Origin of the sequence: Pseudomonas sp. NPDC099000, from assembly GCF_044759925.1 — a bacterium.
Lineage (GTDB): Bacteria > Pseudomonadota > Gammaproteobacteria > Pseudomonadales > Pseudomonadaceae > Aquipseudomonas.
The window spans coordinates 211,290-234,184 of sequence record NZ_JBIWAF010000008.1; the positions used below are offsets into that span (position 1 = coordinate 211,290).

At 60.2% G+C, this 22,895-nt stretch carries 20 protein-coding genes and 1 pseudogene; 12 read left to right on the forward strand and 9 right to left on the reverse strand.

Annotation, left to right across the window (positions count from 1 at the left end; genetic code table 11):
• Positions 1–15 precede the first annotated feature (15 nt).
• Positions 16–891 carry a LysR substrate-binding domain-containing protein gene (locus ACIQV9_RS13305; RefSeq protein WP_403101862.1) on the reverse strand — a complete coding sequence of 292 codons (876 nt, stop codon included), beginning with the start codon at positions 889–891 and terminating at the stop codon, positions 16–18.
• A gap of 214 nt (positions 892–1,105) precedes the next feature.
• On the reverse strand, positions 1,106–2,284 hold the full coding sequence (locus tag ACIQV9_RS13310) for a hypothetical protein (RefSeq protein WP_403101865.1): 1,179 nt from the start codon (positions 2,282–2,284) through the stop codon (positions 1,106–1,108).
• 184 nt (positions 2,285–2,468) lie between these two features.
• On the opposite strand from ACIQV9_RS13310, the gene ACIQV9_RS13315 reads away from it, so the two are divergent.
• The 7 genes from ACIQV9_RS13315 (at position 2,469) to ACIQV9_RS13345 (ending at position 10,720) form a co-directional block, all read left to right on the forward strand.
• Positions 2,469–3,401, forward strand: coding sequence for a LysR substrate-binding domain-containing protein (locus ACIQV9_RS13315; protein ID WP_403101868.1), 933 nt, complete (start codon positions 2,469–2,471; stop codon positions 3,399–3,401).
• Positions 3,402–3,635: 234 nt separating this feature from the next.
• Entirely contained in the window at positions 3,636–5,060 is a 1,425-nt protein-coding gene (gene aldA, locus ACIQV9_RS13320) for an aldehyde dehydrogenase (RefSeq protein WP_403101871.1), read from the forward strand.
• A gap of 84 nt (positions 5,061–5,144) precedes the next feature.
• The gene (locus tag ACIQV9_RS13325) at positions 5,145–6,464 is read left to right on the forward strand and encodes a nitrate/nitrite transporter (RefSeq protein WP_403101874.1); all 1,320 of its coding nucleotides are present in this window, start codon (positions 5,145–5,147) and stop codon (positions 6,462–6,464) included.
• A 1-nt stretch (position 6,465) separates the two neighbouring features.
• Positions 6,466–7,683 carry a mandelate racemase/muconate lactonizing enzyme family protein gene (locus ACIQV9_RS13330; RefSeq protein WP_403101877.1) on the forward strand — a complete coding sequence of 406 codons (1,218 nt, stop codon included), beginning with the start codon at positions 6,466–6,468 and terminating at the stop codon, positions 7,681–7,683.
• 162 nt (positions 7,684–7,845) lie between these two features.
• On the forward strand, positions 7,846–9,453 hold the full coding sequence (locus ACIQV9_RS13335) for a GMC family oxidoreductase (RefSeq protein ID WP_403101879.1): 1,608 nt from the start codon (positions 7,846–7,848) through the stop codon (positions 9,451–9,453).
• Between the two features lie 113 nt (positions 9,454–9,566).
• Positions 9,567–9,974, forward strand: a complete 408-nt coding sequence (locus ACIQV9_RS13340) for a response regulator (RefSeq protein WP_403101882.1) — start codon at positions 9,567–9,569, stop codon at positions 9,972–9,974.
• A gap of 47 nt (positions 9,975–10,021) precedes the next feature.
• Positions 10,022–10,720, forward strand: a complete 699-nt coding sequence (locus ACIQV9_RS13345; protein WP_403101885.1) for an HAD-IA family hydrolase — start codon at positions 10,022–10,024, stop codon at positions 10,718–10,720.
• 3 nt (positions 10,721–10,723) lie between these two features.
• On the opposite strand, the gene ACIQV9_RS13350 is transcribed toward ACIQV9_RS13345, so the two are convergent.
• Positions 10,724–11,671, reverse strand: a complete 948-nt coding sequence (locus tag ACIQV9_RS13350) for a GlxA family transcriptional regulator (RefSeq protein WP_403101887.1) — start codon at positions 11,669–11,671, stop codon at positions 10,724–10,726.
• A gap of 124 nt (positions 11,672–11,795) precedes the next feature.
• Between ACIQV9_RS13350 and ACIQV9_RS13355 the strand changes: the two genes are divergently transcribed.
• Positions 11,796–12,587, forward strand: coding sequence for an SDR family NAD(P)-dependent oxidoreductase (locus tag ACIQV9_RS13355; RefSeq protein WP_403101889.1), 792 nt, complete (start codon positions 11,796–11,798; stop codon positions 12,585–12,587).
• Positions 12,588–12,688: 101 nt separating this feature from the next.
• Positions 12,689–13,609, forward strand: a complete 921-nt coding sequence (locus tag ACIQV9_RS13360; RefSeq protein ID WP_403101890.1) for a pyridoxal-phosphate dependent enzyme — start codon at positions 12,689–12,691, stop codon at positions 13,607–13,609.
• A 61-nt stretch (positions 13,610–13,670) separates the two neighbouring features.
• On the opposite strand, the gene ACIQV9_RS13365 is transcribed toward ACIQV9_RS13360, so the two are convergent.
• The 6 genes from ACIQV9_RS13365 to ACIQV9_RS13390 all read right to left on the reverse strand — a co-directional run bounded on the left by ACIQV9_RS13365 (position 13,671) and on the right by ACIQV9_RS13390 (position 20,273).
• The gene (locus ACIQV9_RS13365) at positions 13,671–13,988 is read right to left on the reverse strand and encodes a DUF2388 domain-containing protein (protein ID WP_403101891.1); all 318 of its coding nucleotides are present in this window, start codon (positions 13,986–13,988) and stop codon (positions 13,671–13,673) included.
• A 108-nt stretch (positions 13,989–14,096) separates the two neighbouring features.
• Entirely contained in the window at positions 14,097–14,867 is a 771-nt protein-coding gene (locus ACIQV9_RS13370; RefSeq protein WP_403101893.1) for a hypothetical protein, read from the reverse strand.
• A gap of 5 nt (positions 14,868–14,872) precedes the next feature.
• Complete coding sequence (locus tag ACIQV9_RS13375) at positions 14,873–15,178, reverse strand: DUF2493 domain-containing protein (RefSeq protein ID WP_403101895.1); 306 nt, start codon at positions 15,176–15,178, stop codon at positions 14,873–14,875.
• Positions 15,166–16,821, reverse strand: a complete 1,656-nt coding sequence (locus ACIQV9_RS13380) for a Na/Pi cotransporter family protein (RefSeq protein WP_403101897.1) — start codon at positions 16,819–16,821, stop codon at positions 15,166–15,168. Before ACIQV9_RS13380 ends, ACIQV9_RS13375 begins: the two co-directional genes overlap by 13 nt.
• Before the next feature lie 169 nt (positions 16,822–16,990).
• Positions 16,991–19,711 (reverse strand): magnesium-translocating P-type ATPase, encoded by a 2,721-nt coding sequence (mgtA, locus tag ACIQV9_RS13385; RefSeq protein ID WP_403101900.1) that lies wholly within the window; start codon positions 19,709–19,711, stop codon positions 16,991–16,993.
• 286 nt (positions 19,712–19,997) lie between these two features.
• Positions 19,998–20,273 (reverse strand): hypothetical protein, encoded by a 276-nt coding sequence (locus ACIQV9_RS13390; protein WP_403101903.1) that lies wholly within the window; start codon positions 20,271–20,273, stop codon positions 19,998–20,000.
• 659 nt (positions 20,274–20,932) lie between these two features.
• On the opposite strand from ACIQV9_RS13390, the gene ACIQV9_RS13395 reads away from it, so the two are divergent.
• The 3 genes and pseudogenes from ACIQV9_RS13395 to ACIQV9_RS13405 all read left to right on the forward strand — a co-directional run.
• Entirely contained in the window at positions 20,933–21,871 is a 939-nt protein-coding gene (locus ACIQV9_RS13395; RefSeq protein ID WP_403101904.1) for a cyclase family protein, read from the forward strand.
• Between the two features lie 65 nt (positions 21,872–21,936).
• Positions 21,937–22,725 carry an SDR family oxidoreductase gene (locus tag ACIQV9_RS13400; protein ID WP_403101907.1) on the forward strand — a complete coding sequence of 263 codons (789 nt, stop codon included), beginning with the start codon at positions 21,937–21,939 and terminating at the stop codon, positions 22,723–22,725.
• A 59-nt stretch (positions 22,726–22,784) separates the two neighbouring features.
• Positions 22,785–22,883 (forward strand): annotated as a pseudogene (locus tag ACIQV9_RS13405) (hypothetical protein); the annotation flags it as partial.
• Positions 22,884–22,895: the final 12 nt, after the last annotated feature.

Sequence of the window (22,895 nt, forward strand, 5' to 3'; positions counted from 1 at the left end):
CCAATGTCGGTGGCTTCAGGGATTACTGACCAATCCCAACCAATCGGTAAACAACCGCACTTTCGACAACCCTTGCTTGTCGTTCGCCACATCCAGCCAATAGCCATACGGTCCGATCACTTCCACCGGGGTGATCGGCAACAAACTGCCATTGGCCAGTTCCTTCTCGATCATCTGCCGGTCAATCACCGCCAATCCACCCCCCGCCAGCGCGGTATGGATCACCTGATCCAGTGTGCTGAATTCCAACCCTTGCCCGGCATCCACATCGTCGCGGTCCATCGCCGCCAGCCAGTTTTCCCAGACTTTCAAGCGCTTGCCGTCGTGCAAAATGTGCAGCAACGGAAACTGCCTCAGGTCCGGCGGTTGCCCGTCGTTGAACAGTTCCGGACTGGCCACCGCGATGTGCCGTTCCATCACCAGTAACTGACTGCTGCAATGGCTGGCGGCTTCGAGGCCGAAGCGGATGTGGCAATCAATTTCCGCGAGGTTGTCGTGGCTGGCCTGGTTGGTCACGCTCAGGCTGATGTCCGGGTAACGTTGGCAGAACACGCGCAAGTGCGCCGACAACCAGCGCGTGGCCCAGGTTGGTGGCGCGAGAATGCGCAGGCGCTGACGCAGGTTCGGCACGCGCACGGCTTGCAGGGCGCGTTCGATGTGGTCGAAGGCCTCCGCCAGATGCGGGGAGAGGGCGGTGCCGGTTTCGGTCAGTGACAAGCCTTGGGGCGTCCGTTTGAAGAGCGCCACGCCGAGGTAGTCTTCGAGCTGTTTGATCTGGCGACTGACGGCACCCTGAGTGACGTTCAGGCCCAGGGCGGCCTGGCTGAAGCTGCGATGCCGCGCGACTTCCTCGAAGACACGCAGCATGTTGAGCGAGGGCAGTTGACGCATGGGAGGATGGCTCCGCACCGGCCTCGGGTGTTGCGTCGGGTCGGCTTATTGTTTTTGGATGGGTTTGTGGTGCCTATCTGACTATCAGGAAGGGGCTGATGCAAGTGTTGTCTGGACGGGCGTCTTCGCGGGCAACCCGCTCCCACAGGTTCGGTGATCCTGTGGGAGCGAGCTTGCCCGCGATGGCGTCCTCAAGGACGCCAAAAATGCCGGATCAGAAGTAATAGCCGATGTTCATATACAACTGGTTTTCCCACTGGTCACTACCACCCGCACCCAGACTCTGGGTGTAGCTGCTGCCTCCGATGTACGGGTCGTTCTTGCCGTAGATCCATTCCGTCGCGATCCAGAGTTTGCTCAACGAGAACGAGGTGCCGAGGATCATCCGTTGCGAGGTCTTGAAGTCGTTGGCGGATTTATCGAAGGCGCTGTAGTTGACGTACAGCTTCACGCCGCTGACCTGATCGAACAGGTATTTGCCGGCCACGTCATAACTCACATCCGCCACATACAGATTGCCGCGACTGGCGACGTTGTACGTGCCGTCGTAACCGCCCAGCGTCACCAGTTCATCAGTGCCGGCATTGCGCGGCGACACCTGTTGCCGCGCCGCTTGCAGCTGAACACCCCAGGGACCGTTCTTGCCCAAATAGTGAACGGCCACGGCGTTACGCCGGCCATCGTCATTGGTGTCCCTGTTCTGAAGCGACGACGTCAGGCCGGAAAGGCCGATTTCAGAGTTCCATGGTCCCAAGTCCAGCGCCTTGGCCACGCGCAGCACCACGGTGTTGCGCTCCTGGTTGTTGCTGCCGTCGGCGACGTAACTGTCGGCTTCGGACACCACACTGGAGTAGGTGACCCCGTTGCTGGTGCCTTTGCCTTGCCACGCCGGGCGCAGGTAGTAACCGGCCTGGAGGTTCCAGTCGCCCGATTGCTGGATGTACTTGGCGCCAACCTGTTGCACATCTTCCAGGCCGATGACGTTGCCCAGGGTTTCGTAGAACGTGCTGCCGAAGTACGGCTGCAAACCAAACGGCACCGTGTTCAGGCCCACTTGCACCTGCTGATCGGTGTTGAACTTGTAGCCGGCCCACGCGAACTTGGCGAACTGGATGTCACCGTAGTTCCTGGTGTACTGGTAAGGGTAGGACCGCCCGTAGAAACGGTATTGAGCCTCACCGATCCAAGTGTCGGAGTTGTACTTGGCGCTGAGGAACATGGTGTCCAGGCCGAACTTTTGAATGTCACGGTCCGGGTCGTAATCCCATCGGGCACGAATGGCACCGCCGAGGTCCAGGTTGTCGGTCACTTGTACCGCCATGGCAGGCGCCGAAAAGGTGCATAGTAGAGCGATGTGCAGAGGACTGAGGCGCAAAGAAGCAGGGAAGGGCATGGGGCAGCTCTCGGTTATTTTTATTAGAGATGCCGGCAAGTCTTGCGATCAGCGATGCGTTGAACAAACGATAAAAAATGCGAGTAAACCTTCGCCAGATGCATGTTACTGAGAAAATCCTGTAGGACAATACACGGCGAGCGTGGGATGCTTTGTGCCTTGTAACCCCTATTGAGAGCCCTCCATGAAACGCAAAATGCCCGGCCTCAACGCGCTGAAAGCCTTTGAAGTGGCTGGCAGCACGGGCAGCTTCACCCGCGCTGCCGAGTTGTTGAACGTGACCCAGAGCGCCGTCAGCCGCCAGGTGCGTCAGCTGGAAGAACAGCTCGACGAGACGCTGCTGGAACGCCGCCACCATCACCTCGAACTGACCAGCGCCGGGCGAATTCTGCTGCGGGCACTGCATCAATCCTTCGACAAGATCGAACTGACTGTGCGCAGCATCCAGCAGAAAACCCATTCCAATCGCCTGCACATCAACGCGCCGCCGACCTTCACCAATCGCTGGCTGATGCCGCGGCTGGGGCGATTGCGGGAAAAGCATCCGGAACTGGAACTGAGCATCACCACACGGTTGCAGGACAGCCTGGCCGAAACCAGCACGCTCGATTGCGCGATCCGTTTCGGCGACGGCGAATGGGACGGGCTGGACAGCTCGCTGCTGATCCAGGAACGGCACATCGCGGTGTGCGCGCCGTCCTTGTATGCGCGGGAGTGGAGCGGGCAGGGCATCGACCTCAATCGCCTGACGTTGTTGCACGTCCTGGCCCGTGAAGACCAACGCTACCTGACCTGGAAACACTGGCTGGACGCGGCGCGCATTACCGGCGTCGATACCCAGGGCGGTTATGAATTCGACCTGCTGGACCTGGCAATCCGCGCGGCCATCGACGGCCTGGGCATTACCATTGCCGACTGGCACATGGTCGCTTCGGAACTGGCCAACGGGCAGCTGACCCAGGTGCTGAACGTGCATGTGGAAGGGCATCAATCCTACTGGCTGGTGACCCGGCCCGAGCAGACGCTGATGCCGCAATTGCAGGTGTTCAGTCAGTGGTTGCAGGAAGAGATCTGGTTGGCGCAACGGCAGCTCGAACCGTCTACCGCCGCGCTCTAATTCACACACAACCCCTATAGGAGTGAGCCTGCTCGCGATGACGGTGTATCAGTCGACAACGTCATCGCCTGACACTACGCCATCGCGAGCAGGCTCACTCCTACAGGGAATCCCATCACTTTCGGAAGTAACCTGCATTTTTAGAATGTTACATCGCTCAATAAATCGTTTGTTCAACACCGGTCCAATGACAAGACTGCATTCACTGGATAAAAACAACGATGGGCGATGCACATGCGACTCGAGCGAAATTTTGTTAATGGTCACTTCATAGAGCCTGCCGGCGAAGCGCTGATCGCAGTCTTCAACCCGGCGACCGAAGCGCTGGTAGGCCACGTCTCGGCCGCGACCGCCGATGAAGCGGTCAATGCGGTCGAAGCCGCCGCCGCAGCCCAGAAAGTCTGGGGCAAACTCACCAGTATCGAACGCGCCGAACACCTGCGTTCCTTCGCCGGCGCCCTCGATGCCTGTGCCGATCGTATCGGTGCAGCCCTGGCCGCCGAATCCGGCAAGAGCGTCAGCGACGCCAGCAACGAAGCCCGTTACGCCGCACAGATCACCCGTTACCACGCCGAGTGGGCGCGGCGGATAGAAGGCGAGATCATCCCCAGCGACTCCCCCAACGAAAACCTCTTTCTGCACCGTGAGCCAATCGGTGTGGTCGCCTGCCTGATCCCGTTCAACTACCCGGTCTACACCTTGCTGCGCAAAATCGCCCCAGCGCTGATTGCCGGCAACACCGTGGTGGTGCGTCCGAGCAACAACACCCCGACCTCTGCGTTCGAAATCGCCAAAGCCGTGCAGCAATCCGGTTTGCCGGCCGGCGTGGTCAACATCCTGACCATGGACCACGCCACCGCCGCTGCGGTGTGCACTCACAAAGCCGTCGGCTTGATCACCCTGACCGGCAGCGTCAACGCCGGGCGCATCGTGCTCGACTACTGCAAGGCCAACATCGCCAAGCCGTCGCTGGAACTGGGCGGAAAGACCCCGGCAATCATCGAGGCCGATGCCGATCTTGAAGCCGCCGCCACCGCGATAGTCGCCTCCAAGACCACCCACTGTGGCCAGTTGTGCACGGCGGTGGAGCGGGTCTATGTTCAGGAAAGCGTCTACGAAAAATTCCTCGCCCTGCTCAAAGCCAAAATCAGCGCTGTGAAATTCGGCGACCGTGCCACCGATGCCGGCCTGATGGGGCCGTTGGTCAACGCCAGCTCGCAACAGAACATCCACGCCATGGTCGAGCGCGCCGTCGCCGACGGTGCTGTACTGGAAACAGGCGGCTTTATCCCGCAAGGCCCCGGCCATTTCTACCCGCCGACCCTGCTCAGCGGTTGCCGTCAGGACATGGAAATCATCCAGGAAGAAATCTTCGGCCCGGTGCTGCCGGTGCTCAAGTACCGTGACATCGACGAAGCGTTGGCCATGGCCAACGACCATCAGTTCGGCCTGTCCTCAGTGTTGTACACCGAGAACTACCGCACCACGATGAAAGTCGCCAACGCCATCGAAGCCGGCGAGTTGTACGTCAATCGCACCCCGGCGGACCCGTATCAGGGCTTCCACGCCGGTTGGAAACGCTCGGGCCTGGGCGGCGATGACGGCAAGCACGGGATGCTCGAATTCACCCAGACCCGTCTTGTGGTGATGAAGTATTGATCCACCCGCAACACGCCTCACGCTGCACCCATAAAAACAATTATCAGGGGCGCCCGGACCACCGGGCTGCCCGAGGTCTCCTAGATGTCCAAGCATGCATCCACTGCTGCCGCTGTTCAGGGTTCGAACGCGGGTTCAAAAGTCCACAGTGACAAGGGAAGTCGCTATTTCCAACTGATGCTATTAGTGCTGGCCGCCGGTGCGATCTATCCGATCCTGTACCTGCGCCAGGTCTACCAGACCACCATGCTCGAAGTGTTCCAGATCAACCACAGCGAACTGGGTTATCTGTACTCGATGCTCGGCACGATTTTCCTGTTGTCGTATCTGCCCAGCGGTTGGTTGGCGGATCGCATTGCCCCACGATTCCTGATTTTCTTCTCGCTGGTCGCCACTGGCGCCCTGGGCCTTTGGTATTCCACCGCGCCGTCGATGACCGGTTTGATGATCATCTTCGGTTGCTGGGGCCTGACCACCGGCCTGACGTTCTGGGCCTCGGTGCTCAAGCGCGTGAAAATGATCGCTCATCACACTGAACAAGGGCGTTTCTTCGGCATCCTCGATGGCGGTCGCGGACTGGTCGAAGCCTTGCTGGCGACCGTCGCGCTGGGGCTGTTTGCCTTCGCCACCGAAACCCGTGGCGAGTCCGCCGCTGAAGGCTTCAAGCACGTGGTCTACCTCTACGCCTTCACCTGTATCGCCATCGGCTGTGTGCTGGTGCTGATCAAGGACCCGAAGTCGATGGAAGACACGGCGGCGGTGGAGAAGGGCAAGTACAACCTGCTCAGCGACCTGACCACGCTGGTGAAAATCCCCGAGCTGTGGCTGGTGACGGCCATCGTGTTCTGCGGCTATCACATCTTCTGGGCCACCTACAGTTTCTCCGATTACCTGCAGGGCGGCGGCATGACCGCGGTCATGGCCGGCACCATCACCACCATCAAATTGTGGATGCGTCCGATTGGCGGGATTGGCGGTGGCTGGCTCGGTGACAAGTTCTCGAACATTTCGGTGCTGATCGTGGCGCTGTTCCTGGCGACATTGGCGATGATCGGCCTGATCGTGTTCCCGGCACTCAACAGCATGGGTCTGCTGATCGGAACGGTGATTTTCATCGGTTTGATGACCTATGCCATTCGCGGCTTGTACTGGGCGATCCTCGACACCTGCAACATTCCGTTGCGCATCACCGGTCTGGCTATCGGCATTGTCTCAGTGGTCGGTTACCTGCCGGATGCCTTTATTCCGTTGATCAACGGCTACCTCACCGAGCATTTCCCGGGGGCCTTTGGTTACAAGCTGTATTTCGGTTACATCGCTTTCGTCGGCCTGCTCGGGACCCTGGCGGCCCTGATCCTGCGTGCTCGAATCAATCGTCAATCTTTGAACAAGACAGGTGCCTGAGATGAAAATCGTCGCCCTTGAAACCCATATTGTTGCCGTACCGCCACCGCACATCGGCGGCATGTACTGGCTGTTCGTCAAGCTCAAGACCGATTGCGGTATCGAAGGCGTGGGCGAGATCTACGCCGCGACCTTCGGCCCAAAAGCCATGTTGCCGATCATCGAAGACGTGTTCGAACGCTACCTGCTCAACCACGACCCGCATCACATCGAACGCTTCTTCCGTCAGGCCTATTCGAGCGGTTTCACCCAGCGTCCGGACCTGACCATGATGGGCGTGGTCAGCGGCCTGGAGATGGCCTGCTGGGACATCATCGGCAAAGCGGCAAACAAGCCGGTTTACGAATTGCTCGGCGGCAAGGTCAATGAACGCCTGCGTTCCTACACCTATTTGTACCCGGTCAACAGCAAGGGCGAGTACGACTACGACGACCCGGACCTGGCGGCCGAGTGCGCCATCGAGAACATGAACAAAGGCTTTACTGCCGTGAAGTTCGACCCGGCCGGACCGTACACAGCGTACTCCGGGCACCAGATTTCCCTGGAAGTGCTGGAACGTTGCGAAACCTTCTGCCGCAAGATCCGCGAAGCGGTGGGCGACAAGTGCGATTTGCTGTTTGGCACGCACGGGCAGATGGTGCCGTCCTCGGCGATTCGCCTGGCCAAACGCCTGGAGAAATACGATCCGTTGTGGTTCGAAGAACCGGTGCCGCCGGGACAGGAAGAAGCCATGGCGCAAGTCGCGGCCAAGACCAGCATCCCGATTGCCACCGGCGAACGGCTGACCACCAAGTACGAATTTTTCAAATTACTGCAGGCTGGCGGCGCGTCGATTCTGCAAATGAACGTCGCCCGTTGCGGTGGTCTGCTGGAGGCGAAAAAAATCGCCAGCATGGCCGAGGCTTATTACGCGCAGATCGCGCCGCATCTCTACAACGGGCCGATTGGCGCGGCGGCGAGTTTTCAATTGGCCACCTGCACGCCGAATTTCCTGATTCAGGAAAGCATCATGACCTGGGGCGGTTTCCATGCCGAAGTCCTGACAAAACCGTTGCAATGGGAGGACGGCTACATCATTCCGTCCACCGAACCGGGTCTGGGTGTAGAGCTGAATATGGACGTGGTGCGCCGGCATTCGCCGTACAACGGTGAGCGTTTGCATTTGCAAATGACCCCGACCCCGGCAGACGTCAAAGACACTTCGCCAGCCAGAGGCTGACGGGAGAGGGCGCAACCCCTCTGTAGGAGCGAAGCTTGCTCGCGAAAGCGGTGGGTCAGCCAATATCAATGTTGACTGATGCGACGCCTTCGCGAGCAAGCTTCGCTCCTACAGGAGGGGCGCTCGGTTTTTTTTGTACAACGACTTACGCGGTAACCGTGCATGACTTACGACTACATCATCGCTGGCGCTGGCGCCGCGGGCTGCATTCTCGCCAATCGGCTCTCGGCATCCGGGAAGTACTCGGTGCTGCTGCTGGAGGCGGGTGGCAAGGACAGTTCCCTGTGGTTCAAGATCCCGGTCGGCTTTGCCAAAATGTATTACAACCCGACCTTCAACTGGATGTACTACAGCCAGCCGCAAAAGCAGCTGGGCAACCGCGAAATCTATGCCCCGCGTGGCAAGGTCCAGGGCGGTTCGGGTTCGATCAACGCGATGATCTACGTTCGCGGCCAGGCCCATGACTTCGACGATTGGGCGGCCAACGGCAACGATGGCTGGGGTTTCAAGGATGTGCTGCCGTACTTCCGCAAACTGGAAAACCATCCGCTGGGCGACAGCGAATACCACGGCGGCAGCGGCCCGATCAGCATCACGCCGATGAAGGGCCAGACCCATCCGATCTGCGATGTGTTCCTCAAAGGCTGCGACGAACTCGGCTACCCGCACAGCGACGACTTCAACGGGCCGAAATTCGAAGGTTCGGGGATCTACGATGTCAACACCCGCAACGGCCAACGCTGTTCCAGCAGCTTTGCGCACCTGCATCCGGCATTGAGCCGGCCGAACCTGACGGTCGAGCACTACGCGCTGGTGGACCGGGTGCTGTTCGACAATGGTCGTGCGACCGGGATCTCCATCACCCAGCACGGCGTGGTGCGCACCTTCGCCGCGAACAAGGAAGTAGTTCTGTGTGCCGGTGCCGTGGACACGCCAAAGATTCTGCAATTGTCCGGTGTCGCCGATCAGGCGCTGCTGGCCAGGCACAGCATCCCGTTGGTCAAACACCTGCCGGCGGTGGGGCAGAACCTGCAAGACCACCTGTGCGCCAGTTATTACTACAAGGCCAACATCCCGACGCTCAATGACCAACTCAGCTCGCTGTTCGGTCAGTTCAAACTGGGCCTCAAATACCTGTTCACCCGCAAGGGCGCACTGGCGATGAGCGTCAACCAGGCCGGCGGGTTCTTCCGGGGTAACGAGCAGCAGCACCATCCGAACCTGCAGCTTTACTTCAACCCGCTGTCTTACCAGATCCCGAAAAACAACAAAGCCAGCCTCAAGCCCGAACCGTACTCAGGCTTCCTGCTGTGCTTCAACCCGTGCCGGCCAACCAGTCGCGGGCACATCGAGATCGCCTCGAAAAACCCGCGGGACGCCGCACTGATTGACCCCAATTACCTGAGCACGCAAAAGGATATCGACGAAGTGATCCAGGGCAGCCGCCTGATGCGCAGGATCATGCAGGCGCCGGCGCTCAAACGCATCACCGTCGATGAGGTGCTGCCCGGCCCGGCCATCGAAAGCGATGAACAGATGCTGCAGTATTTTCGGGAGAACAGCGGTTCGATTTATCACCTGTGCGGCTCCTGCGCGATGGGCGCGGACGAGCAGCGGTCGGTGGTCGACAAGCGCCTCAAGGTCCATGGTCTGGACGGTTTGCGCATTGTCGATGCATCGATTTTCCCCAACGTAACCTCCGGCAATACCCACGCGGCGGTGTTGATGGTGGCGGAGAAAGGAGCCGATCTGATTCTGCAGGACGCCTGATTTCATCACCTTCCTGTATCAAAAATGAATTTCCGCCGAGTCCGCTGCTCATACCTGTAGGCAGCGGATTTGAGCCCGCGAAATCATTTATGCGATCAGGGAGTGGCAAGGTCATGTGTCCAATATCGATGGCGGGCGAGCAACTTCCTGATGGGTTGATTCTGGTGGTTGAAGATGACCCGCTGATTCTTGAATTTCTCTGCGAAATTCTTCAGGAAGAAGGTTTCAAGGTTGAACCGCACGTCAGCGCGGACGCCGCGTCCCAGTACCTGGAACAGCACGCCAACGAGGTGGGTCTGTTGCTGACGGACATCACCATGCCCGGAAAGCGTAACGGCGCGGATCTGGCCAATGAGTTCGGCGATCGCTGGCCTGAAAAGCCGATCATGATCATGTCCGGTTTTGAAACCCCCGAATCCGCCGGGGTGCGGCATGCGGTGTCGTTCATCAAGAAACCCTGGGCGTTGGGGCAACTGCTGGATTGTGTCGAAGGGGCCTTCAAGTCGCGGCGGTCGGTGTAGGTCGTGTACATTGACGGACCTGCCTGACATACGAAGGAAGCTCATCCTTGTCTGCCCACGAATCCGTTTTTAGTACGCCGTATCGCGCGTTCCTGTTCGACATGGACGGCACTGTCCTCAACTCCATCGCCGCCGCCGAGCGGATCTGGACCACCTGGGCCTTGCGCCACGGTGTGGATGTCGAGTCTTTCCTGCCGACCATTCACGGCGCCCGCGCCATCGACACCATCAACCGTCTGGCGTTGCCCGGGGTGGATGCCGAGGCAGAAGCCAACTGGATTACCGAAGCGGAAATCGAAGACGTGGAAGGGATTGTCGAGGTGTCCGGCGCGGCGGATTTCCTCAGGTCTTTGCCGGCGAAGCAATGGGCGGTCGTCACCTCTGCGCCAAGGGCACTGGCGTTGCGGCGGATGGCGGCGGCGGGGATTCCCGAACCCGAAGTCATGGTCACCGCCGAAGATGTCAGCGCCGGCAAACCGGATCCTGAGGGCTATCGACTGGCGGCTCAACGGTTAGGTGTCGAGGTGACCGATTGCCTGATCTTTGAAGATGCCACAGTGGGGATTCTTGCGGCGGAGGCGGCTGGGGCGGACCTTGTGATAATCACTTCAACCCACGACCATCCGATTCAGACGGCGCATGCGACATTGGCCGGCTATGACTCCGTTGCGGCGCAAGTGGCCCCCGACAACCATATCCGCCTGACGAAAATCGGCAGGTACCCATTCAAAAGTCCAGCGCGCTAACGCTCACGCTGTCATCTGCGACCTGGCATTACGCCGAATCACCTGTGGTGGTTGGCCGAACGCGCGAAGGAAGGCTTCGCGCATGCGGCGACGGTCGGTGAAGCCGGCCTCGGCGGCGATCTGGTCGAGGGTCAGGCGCCCGCGTTCGAGCATCTGCCGCGCCGCTTCCAGGCGCAGGTTTTCGATGGCCTTGGCCGGGGACTGTCCGGTCTCGGCGCGAAAGGTCCGGCTGAATTGTCTTGGGCTGAGGCGTGCCACTTCCGCCAGCTGCTCCACCGATAACGCAGATGTCAGGTGTTCCCGGGCGTAGCCGAGAACGGTCTGGATGCGGTCGGATTTGGGCTCCAGTTCCAGCAAGGCCGAATGCTGCGACTGGCCGCCTGCGCGGCGCTGGTACATCACCAGTTTCTGCGCCACGGCACGGGCCAGGTCGGCGCCATGATCCTTTTCAACCATGGCCAGCGCCAGGTCGATACCAGCGGTCATGCCGGCGGAGGTCCAGATGGAACCGTCGACCACGTAAATACGGTCCTCTTCCACTTTGATCGATGGAAACCGCGCTTGCAGTTCTCGCGCATAGGCCCAATGTGTGGTGGCTCGTCGTCCGTCGAGCAGGCCGGCCTGGGCCAGCACGAACGCCCCCGAACAGATCGACGCCGTGCGCCGGGCGGTTTTCACGTTGTCGCGCAGGTACGCCAGCACACCCTCGGGCGCCTGCTCGAGGATCGAATCGCCGCCGACCACAATCACCGTGTCGAACACCCGCTCATCGAACGCCTGGGTGCCGACACTCAAACCGCCGGAAGCCCGCAGGGAGCGACCCTCCTCAGAGATCACGCTGACCTCATAAAGCGCTTCGCCAGCGCTGAAATTGGCGTACTCGAACACCGGCATGGCCGCCAGCGCCATGGACTGGAACCCCTCAAAAACCACGAACGCCACGGAAGTCATGATGGTGCCCTCAAAAGCCAATGTCCGAAAAACGTACTTTAAACGTCATTTGAGACGAGCGTCAGTCAATTTATAACGGTTCACACCCGGCGACCTTATCGCCTCACTGTGAAGGAAATTGAACATGGCTCTTTCATCCAAAGGCACTGCACTGATCACTGGCGCTTCTTCCGGCATCGGCGCGGTCTACGCCGACCGTCTCGCCCGACAGGGTTACGACCTGATCCTGGTCGCCCGCAGCCAAGGCAAACTCAACGCCCTGGCCAACCACCTGAGCAACGAAACCGGCCGCGCCGTGGAAGTGGTCGCCGCCGACCTGAAAGACAAGGCCGGCCTGCTGCGGGTTGAAAGCATTCTGCGAAACGACGCGAGCATCACCTTGCTGGTCAATAACGCCGGTGTTGGCGGTGTCATGCCGTTGCTCGGCAGTCCGGTGGACGACATGGAAGACATGATTACCCTCAACGTCACTGCGCTGATGCGTCTGTCCTATGCCGTGGTACCTGGCTTCATCGCGCGAGGCACCGGCACCGTGATCAACATTTCCTCCATCGTCGCAGTCGTGCCGGAAATCCTCAACGGCGTTTACGGCGGGACCAAGGCCTTCGTGCTGGGCCTGAGTCAATCAATGCACCATGAGTTGGCCGACAAGGGCATTCGCGTTCAGGCGGTGTTGCCCGGCGCCACCGCCACCGACTTCTGGAGCGAGGCCGGCAACCCGGTGGAAAACCTGCCGCAAGAGATCGTTATGTCTGCCGAGAACATGGTCGATGCCGCGTTGGTCGGTCTGGCGAAGGGTGAAGTGGTGACCATTCCGGGTCTGCACGAGGGCGACAAATGGGACGCTTATGAAGCCCAGCGCCAGGTGCTGTCAGGCTCGTTCGGCCACTCATCGGCGGCACCGCGTTACCGCTGAACCGATAAGCCTGGGGCAGGGTGAACTAAGCTTGGATAAGGATCGTTCATCACCGGCTCGTCGAAATCTCGACAGGCCGGTGCTGCCAAAGGGAGCTCGCGATGCTTCACATCAGAACGCCTTTGATTCTGCACCCAGGTTTGTCAACGTCGACCCGGCGCATCTGGCTCAAGCTGGAAAACCTGCAACCCAGCGGCTCGTTCAAATTGCGCGGCATGGGCCTTTTGTGCAGTCAGGCAAAGGCCCAGGGCAAACGCAAAGTCGTCTGTCCTTCCGGCGGCAACGCCGGGTTTGCCACCGCCATGGCGGCCGCAGCCCTCGGGCTGAAAGCCTGCATTATTGTGCCGCACACCACCCCGGAAACCACCCGCGCCAGGATCAGGAAAACCGGCGCCGAGGTGATCGTCCACGGCAAGGTCTGGGACGAGGCCAATCAACGGGCCAAAGCGCTTTCACAGGACGCGGAAACCGAGTACGTGCCAGCCTTCGATCATCCCGTGTTGTGGGAAGGGCACAGCACCCTGATTGATGAAGTCCTCGAGGATTGTCCCCAAGTCGATGCGTTCGTCACGTCGGTGGGCGGCGGCGGTTTGCTGGCGGGCCTGCTGACCGGATTGATTCGCCACCGGCGCATGGATTGCCGGATCATCACCTGCGAAACCCAAGGCGCGGCATCCTTCGCCGCCGCCATCGAAGCCGGACATCCCGTCAGGCTACCGCGCATCGACACCGTCGCGACATCGCTGGGCGCTGCCAAAGTGGCCGCGTGGCCAGTGCAGCACATCCTCGACTTTTCTCACGAATGCGTGGTGCTCAGTGACGACGAGGCAATCATGGGCGTGGTGCGTTTCGCCAACGACCTGCGCCAGTTGGTCGAACCGGCGTGCGGCGTTTCATTGGCGGTGGCGTACCTGGACCATCCGGCGATCGCCGAAGCCCATGACGTGGTGATTGTGGTGTGTGGCGGGGTCAGCATCAGCGCGCAGTTGGTGGCCGGATGGGCGCGCTTGTCCGCGGGGTGAAGCAAGGCAGGGCTGCAGACTATCCGGTTGTCGCGAGCCCCACCGTTACCTTTTCAAATCTTCATTGGCCAGCAGCAGCGCCTTCCTGGATGAGGATGGCTCTGGCCAGCTCTTCGTCGCTGGCTTTGAGTCCGGGATTTTCCTGGCGAATCTGATTCAACACCGACTCCAGGTACACACCGCGAATCGTACCGCCACTGGCCACGAAGCTGGAGGCGTCATCACGGGCGGGAATCGCCAGTTTGTTATCCTTGAACGTCGAATACAGCGATGCGGAAACCCCGGCAGAGGTGGCGACATCGCCTGCGTCCACTTTGGCGAAGGCCGAACCGACGGGCAAACACAACATGAAAGAGGAGATGATAATCAGACGGCGCATAGCGGTGTCCTCTGAAGCGTGAAGCAAAAAAGGAAGTACCTCATCATTTAGGATGCCCGGCGAAGGTCAGGAGTTCCCTGTCGATGCGTTATCCGCGCCCGATATCGTTCAAAACCGCAGCGTTGCGCCGGTGGTCAGCCACTGATCACGTTCCCCCGTCAGGTTGCGTCCCACCACCAGATCGACGTCAATGCGTTCACCGACATGTAGCCTCGGCCCGGCTTGCCACGCCTGTTCGCCGCCCTGTTGGCCGTAACGTTCAGCGATCAGCGTCAGGGAACGGGCCAGGTCGTATTCGACGCCGGTGCCCCAGGTCCAGCGATGGTTTGGCTCGCCGTCGTCATAGGCGTGGGTCCAGCCGGCATTGAGGTTCAGGCGCAGGGTTTCGAGCGGCTGGTAAGTGAATGGCAGGTTCAGGTCGGCACCATCGAAGGCGTGGGCCCGATTGAAGGCAAAGTGAGTCGAACCCGCCAGCGCCAGCTCAAGGCCAAGGTCTTCCCGTGAAAATAGTTGCGCCTTGAATTGCGAGCTCAACTGCGTTTCCGAGTCCCCGTCATCGCGGCTGTGTTGCACGGCGGCGCCGAGTTGCACGTTGGGCAGGCCTTTGAGCGTGCAATCCTGTGACACCACGCTGTTGCTGGATGAACCGTGCCGACCGTTTTGATACCAGGCGTCGATGTTGCATTCGCCGGGCGCATTGATTCCGGCGTCATCCACCGCATACGCACCGCCGGCAGCGTTGGCGCTGGAGATGACGCTGAGCAACGCAATCAGGCCCAGGGTGAGGCTGACGAACAGCAGATTGCGGCGCAGGCGCCGGCCTTGAGCGGCTGGCAGACTGCGCACGAAGGACGTGAACAGGCGAGTGTTTTTTTGCATGAACGTTACCTCGAAGTGTTTTGGATGGCGATCAGCCCGTAACGCGGTCCTGTCGCAGCTGCCGTTGTGGCGAGCAACATGAAGTGGTTGCGCAGGCGTTCAGCCGACTTGCCGTGGCGCTGCCAGTTGGGCGGGTAGCGCACGATGTCGGCACCGTGCTCCCGGGCCCACTCTTCGATTTCGCCGCCCAGGAATTGATTGCCGCCATGGATCAGCACACTTACCGGGTGCAGGCGCTGGAAGGCATCGAGAACCCGCCGGCACAAACGGCTGTTGGCGTAATGACGACCCGCGCAAATCAAGAGGCGCATGACGGGTTTTCCTTGATCAGCTCGATGCTCTCGACCGGTTGCTCGCCGGCACGCTCCAGCAGCGGATAGCCCAGGGCGGCGATGTGGTGATGCACGCGGCGGTAGTCGCGCAGGACCCGCTGGAAGATGTCGCCGGATTCCGCCCAGGTGTTCTTGTCTTCCTGCAACTTGCGAAAGTGCTCGCGGCTGGCGTGGGCTTCGAGCCTTCTGACGGTCTCCTTGCGATGGATCAAGTGGTGCGCGGTGGGGATGTCTTCGCGCAGGAACACGGTGATCGCCAGGCTCAGGCTTTCCAGCAACGCGTCGTGCAGCGGGGCGATGTTGCCCAGCTCGAACGCCGAGAACTGTTCTCCGCGGCGCAAGCGGCGCATGGCCAACTGCGTCAGGCTGCTGGAAAGAATGTCCGCGGCATGTTCGAGGTTGATTACGAACAGCAGGATTTCCTGGGAGCGATCGGCATCGCTGTCACTGATGCCTTCCTTGCCGATGTCCGCCAGATAAGCGCGAATGGCCGCGCCCAGCAGGTCCAGGGTCTGATCGATGCGCCGCACTTCGTCGGCACAGGCGGGCGCCGAGGTGTGGAACAGCTGCACCAGTCGGCCGAGCATCGTCGAGAGCATGTCGGCCATGCGCAGCGCTTCGCGGGCGGCGTTGGACAGGCCGATGTTGGCCACTTCCAGACCCGCTTCGTCCAGGTAGTGCGGCATGCCCGGATCGACATCCCGCTCGGGTGCCGGCAGCAAATGGGTGAGCCCTTTGGCGAGCACATCGGTCAGGCCGATGAACACCAGCGCGAGCAGCAGATTGAAACCGCTGTGCAGCGACACCACCAGCACCGACGGCTCCAGTTTCAGCTCGGCCAGCAGCCCGGCAAATGGCAACACCACCAATGCGCCGACTGCCCGCACCAGCAGATTGCCCAGCGGCAAGCGTCGACCGACGCTCGAACCGGCATTGATCACCGGAGGCAGCGCACCGCCAATGTTCACGCCGAGCACCAGCGCGACGAGGGTGGTTCCCGACAGCAGGCCGGTGGCGGCCAGCGAGACAATCAGCAACACCACCGCCACGCTGGAATGGCAGAGCCAGGTGAGGATCAGCGCCACCAGCAGCGCAATCAGCAGATCGCCGTCCAGGCTCTGCATGATCAACTGGAAGACCGGCGCGCCTTCGACTTCCGCCAGGGTCGAGCCGAGCATGCGCAGTGCCAACAACATCAGCCCCAGGCCAATCAGCGCACAACCGACGCTCTCGTAGCGCGAGTCATCGCGCAGCCGGAACACCATCAAACCTGCGAGCAACACGATGGGCGTGAGGATTGAAACGTCGACGCTGAGCAGTTGCACCACCAGGGTCGAACCGATATTGGCGCCGAGCATCACCGCCAGCGCGGGCGCAAGACTCAGGGTTCCGGCGGCCGTGAACGACGTCGCCATCAGGCTGACGGCGGTGCTGCTTTGCAGGATGCCGGTGAGGCCGATACCCGAGAGCAGCGCCATCCAGCGGTTGTTCAAGTTGTGGCCCAGCCACTGGCGCAGTGGCGTGCCGAAGCCGCGCAACAACGCCGAAGAAATCATGTGAGTGCCCCACAGCAAGAGTGCGATGGAGCCTGCGAGGTTGATCAGTAGAGTCGTTCCCGACATCAGGACTCTCCCTTTTTCGATAGGGTTAAGCGCATCCCCTGTAGGAGTGAGCCTGCTCGCGATAGCGGTGCATCAGTCGACATCTCTTTTGAATGTCAGTCAGCTATCGCGAGCAGGCTCGCTCCTACAGGGGATTGTGGTGTTCAGGTGATTTGGGTTTGTCAGACCATCAGAACCACTGCTTGAAGCGGCGGATGTAGATCGTCTTCATGATCTGCGCGAACACGCAGTAGCTGAGCAACGTGCCCACCAACCAAGGGAAGTACGCCCACGGCAGCGGTTGCAGGCCGACCAGCGTGCCCAGTGGCGAGAACGGAATGTAGATACCCAGTGCCATGACCAACCCGGTCATCAGGATCACCGGCAACGCCGCCGTGCTCTGGAAGAACGGAATCTTCTGCGTGCGCAGCATGTGCACCACCAACGTCTGCGACAGCAGCCCTTCGATGAACCAGCCGGACTGGAACAGGCTCTGCATTTCCACGCTGTTGGCGGCGAACACGTACCACATCAGGGCGAACGTGGTGATGTCGAACACTGACGAGGTCGGCCCGATCCACAGCATGAAACGGCCAATGTTCTTGGCGTCCCACTTGCGCGGTTTGCGCAGGAACTCCTTGTCCATCTTGTCCCACGGCAGCGACAGCTGAGAGATGTCGTACATGAGGTTTTGCAGCAGCAGGTGGATCGACAACATCGGCAGGAATGGAATGAACGCACTGGCCACCAGCACCGAGAACACGTTGCCGAAGTTGGAGCTGGCGGTCATGTTCAGGTACTTCATGATATTGCCGAAGGTTTCGCGGCCCTTGAGCACGCCTTCCTCCAGCACCATCAGGCTCTTCTCCAGCAGAATGATGTCGGCCGATTCCTTGGCGATGTCGGTGCCGCTGTCCACCGAAATGCCGACATCGGCATCGCGCAGGGCAGGGGCGTCGTTGATGCCGTCCCCGAGAAAACCCACGGTGTGACCGTTGGCCTGCAACGCCTTGAGCACCCGGGATTTTTGCAGCGGCGTCAGCTTGGCGAACACCGTGCGCTCCTCGACCCGCAGCTTGAGAGTGGTGTCGTCCATGTTCTCGATGTCTGGCCCGAGCAGTGGCGTGCCCGGTTCCAGCCCGACGTCGCGGCAGATCTTGCAGGTGACCACGGCGTTATCGCCGGTCAGCACCTTGACGGTCACGCCCATGTCGCGCAGCGCGGCAATCGCCGGGCCCGCGGTTTCCTTCGGTGGATCGAGAAAGGTCAGGAAGCCACGAATCACCAGCTCGCGTTCATCGGCGGTGTTGTACTGGTTTTTACTCTGCGCTTTCGGGATCTCGCGGGTGGCGACCAACAGCACCCGGAAACCGTCCTCGTTGTACTCGTTGGCCAGGGCCAGCAGATCTTTGCGGCGCTGTGCATCGAGTGCCACGACCGTGCCGTTTTCGTGAATATGGCTGGCGATGCTCAGCATTTCCTCGACCGCGCCTTTGCACACCATCAGGTGATCGTCGCGGCTGTCCTTGACGATGATCGACAGGCGCCGACGGACGAAGTCGAACGGCAACTCATCGACCTTGCTATAGGCGAATGGAACTCTGAATTTTGGATTGGCGTTGGCGAACTGCACCACAGCCTGGTCCATCAGGTTTTTCAGACCGCTCTGGTGATGGCTGTTGAGCCATGCCAGTTCGAGAATCGTGTCGTCGCGCCGGCCGTTGCTGTCGACATGGTGCTCAAGAATGATCTTGTCCTGGGTCAGGGTGCCGGTCTTGTCGGTGCACAGCACGTCCATCGAACCGAAGTTCTGGATCGCATTGAGGCGCTTGACCACCACTTTGCGCTTGGCCATGGCCATCGCGCCTTTGGCCAGGTTGGCGCTGACAATCATCGGCAGCATTTCCGGAGTCAGACCGACCGCGACCGCCAAGGCAAACAGGAACGCGTCACTCCAGTCGCCTTTGGAGAAGCCGTTGAGCAGGAACACGATCGGCACCATGACCAGCATGAAGCGGATCAACAACCAACTGACGCTGTTCACCCCGCGGTCGAAGGCTGTTTGCACCCGCGAGCCAACAATCGCTTTGGCCAGCGAGCCGAAGTAGGTGCGCGGCCCGGTCGCGACCACCACCGCTTTGGCCGTGCCGCTGACCACGTTGGTGCCCATGAAGCAGATATTCGGCAGGTCCAGCAGGTTGGATTGATCGGCGGCGCTGTGGGTTGCCGACTTCTGGGCGACGTCGCCCAGGGTGTCGTACTTCTCGACGGGCAAGGCTTCGCCGGTCAGCACCGCCTGACTGATGAACAGGTCGCGGGATTCGATCAGGCGGATGTCCGCCGGGATCATGTCACCGGCGCTGAGCTGGACGATGTCGCCGGCCACCAGTTCGCGCATCGGCACTTCGCGCAGCACCGGGCCGTTGCCGTTTTGTCCGCGCCGCAACACGGTCGCGGTGGTGCGCACCATCGCTTTGAGGGCTTCGGCGGATTTGGCCGAGCGGTATTCCTGCCAGAACCGCAGCAGGCTGCTCAGAGTGACCATGGTCATGATAATGATGACCTTGGTCAGGTCCGCCTCGTCGCCTTCGCCCTGGCTGATCGGCAGCCAGTAATCGGTGAAGAAACTGATGCCGGCCAGGATCAGCAGGACATAGATGAAGGGATTGTTCAGGGCTTTGAGCAGTTGGACGATGGCGTGAGGCGGCTTGTCGTGGGCGACTTCGTTGAAGCCTGCGCGGGCCAGCCGGCCTTCGGCCTCGAGTTCGGTCAAACCGTCAGGGGTGGCGTTGAGATTGGCGAGGGTCACGGCCAGGCCGTTTTGTGCTTCCCGAGCGGCGCGCATCGACAGTTTGGCCTTGTCGCTGCTGGCGCCTTTGACGCGAATATCCGGCGTTTTTACAGTCGTCATTGTGTGTGCTCCTGCCGCCGTCTTGCGGCACGACACACGGCTCGCTCATCTATTCATAGGCGAGCGAATGTATGTCGAGTCGCAAACAGGCGATCGATTTCAGAAGTGTTGTTTTCTTGTGTTTTAACGTTCGCTGCTTATCAATGGAAAGTTGATATGCAGCGAACCGTCTACTGGCTTCGTCCATAACTAACTCCGATAACTTTGTGTTTTAAGAAGCAATAAGAAGTTGCCGAATTCCCTATTAAGGAAAACGTTGTGAGAAGGACTTTTAAGTGCCTTCAGGTCAACTGAATGCGCGGGCGCCGAGCGTCAGGCCGAACATCCGCGCGATGCGCCGACTCGGTGGTTCCTGGCTGTCGTCGAAGCTCCAGCGTTGCTGAAGCCGGCCCGTCATCGGGCAGACGCGCCAGTTGGCACGAGGGTGTGCCTTGGCAGGGAGGCAAGGGGTGGAAAACGGGGCGCTGACCCGAGTCATCAGCAGACGCTCACGGCACAGCTTGACCCGCATGGTCGATGCAAAGGCGCGTACGCCCGGCATTACGGTGGTGTTGAAGTTCATAACATGCCTCTGGACCGGACGGACGCCGGCGAGGCAAGTTACGGTGGAGCATCAAGCTCTAGCGCAGCTCACCCGACCGAAAAGTCGAGTCCCGTCATTTACTGGGTTATGTGCCAGGTTCCGCGAATTCGCAGTGCCCCGACAGCGACTAGATACTGTGTCCATTGGATTCTTTTGTGAGTTGAAAAAAGGCCTTCGTCGAAGGCCCGGGCAATTTACTCAGAGAGGTCGGTGAAGTCAACCTTCAATACCCGCTAAATGCCGGGTTGAATGGAAAAACATCGACACTTGATATTGAAATTAGAACTGGTTCAGCTAAATGACAGTTAGTTGCATGCCCTGTGATTAACGCGAGAAACGATTGCGATAATCCCTCGGCGGAAATTCCGCTCGGACTGTTCAACCTTCAAACGACGAAATGGCCGCCAGCCCCCTAAATCCCCTCCTGCTTACAACATTACCTGTAGGAGTGAGCCTGCTCGCGATAGCGATCGGTCAGCCAACGTCGATGCTGAATGACCCACCGCTATCGCGAGCAGGCTCACTCCTACAGGTGTCACTCGTGACTATCCAGAACAATTGTATTGTCGATAGCTGTCTGTTTCGGCGCAGACGGGCTGCGTACCTTGGGTCCACTGCAACCTCACAAGGACCCGCTCATGCTGACCCGATTGGTACTGCCGTTTGCCCTGTTGTTCACCCTCAATGCCGCCCATGCGGCGGATGCCGAAAAATGGTATCCCTCGAAATACGGCGCCAACGATGAAATCGGCGCGCTGAATCTGCTGAACGCCGAGTCGGTGATCAACGCCTCCAAACTGATCAAGACCGGCAAAACCTATCCGCTGGCCGTGCCCATCGACAAGACCCTGCCAGCCTTCCGTCATCGCAGCTTTCATCTGACCAACATCCAGCCGGGCGAAGCGGGCGGCACCACGATGGGGCCGAACAAATTCACCTTCAACGATGAACTGGTGGTCGGCTGGACCGGTGTCGGCACCCAACTCAACGGTATCGGCCACATCGGCATCGACAACGTCTACTACAACGGCAACCGTGCTGCGGACTTCGTCACCGTCGAAGGCGTGAAAAAACTCGGCATCGAAAAAGTCCCGCCCATCGTCACCCGGGGCGTGGTGCTGGACATGACTGCTGTGTACGGCAGCGCCATCGTGCCGGAGAAAACCGAGTTCAGCGTTGCCGACATCCAGAAGGCACTGGACCTGCAAGGCATCAGCATTCAGAAGGGCGACGTGGTGCTGTTCAACACCGGTTGGCTGGAACTGCTGGGCAAGGACAACGAAAAATTCCTCGCCGTGGAGCCGGGCATCGGCATGGCCGCGGCCAAATGGCTGGCGGACAAGCAGATCGTCGCGTTCGGCGGCGACACCTGGGCCTCGGAAATCTACCCGGCGAAAGACGGCCAGGAATTCCCGGTCAACCAGTTCATGCTGGCCAAGAACGGCATCTACAACCTTGAACTGATCGACAGTCGCGCGCTGGTGAAAGACAAGGCCTGGGAATTCATGTTTGTCCTCGGGCAGCCGCTGTACAAGGGCTCGACCCAGGTCAACATCAACCCGGTCGCGATTCACTGACATCAGCAGTGGTAACGTAGAAACTCCCGTCAACTTCTCCACCCAACAGCCACAGGAGCACCATCATGGATTTGGCTATTTCGGGTCGCTGGGCGATTGTCTGCGCGTCCAGCAAAGGGCTGGGGCTGGCCTGTGCGCGCGCCTTGGCAAAGGAGGGCGTCAACCTGGTGATCAACGCGCGCGGCAGCGAAGCCTTGCAGGTCGCCGCCGAACAATTGCGCAGCCTGGCGCCAACCATTGACGTGCGCACGGTGACCGGCGACATCAGCGATCCGCGTGTGCGCGAGCAGGTGCTGGCGGCGTGCCCGCAGGTCGACATCCTGATCAACAACGCCGGTGGACCGCCGCCCGGCGACTTTCGTGACTGGCAGCGCGAAGACTGGCTGAAGGCGCTGGATGCCAACATGCTCACGCCCATTGAGCTGATCAAGGCGTGCGTCGACGGCATGGCCGAGCGTGGGTTCGGACGCATCGTCAACATCACCTCGGGCGCCGTCAAAGCGCCGATTGATGTGCTGGGCCTGTCCAACGGCGCCCGTAGCGGTTTGACCGGATTCATCGCCGGGCTCGCGCGGCAGTCGCGGCTGGCCGGGCACAACGTGACCCTCAACAACCTGCTGCCCGGACCGTTCGAAACCGAGCGTTTGCACAAGACCCTGAGCGCGGCCGCAGAGGCCAATGGTGCCAGCGTCGAGAGCATTAGCGAACAGCGGCGCAAAAACGTACCGGCCCAGCGCTTCGGGCAACCTGATGAGTTCGGTGCGTATTGCGCGTTCATTTGCAGCGCCCAGGCCGGTTTCCTCACCGGGCAAAACCTGTTGCTGGACGGCGGCAGTTACCCGGGAACGTTCTGATTTTTTGGCTTGAAAGGAGCGCAAGCAGGTGAGTGTCGATATCGAATGCGTGGTGGTCGGGGCTAGTGAACCTGTTCGGCATCGAATCACCGGGTCTCACCAGTTGCCTGGCACTGGCTGATCGGGTGGTGCAACGCCTGACGATGCAATCTTTGTAGCAGCTGATCTGT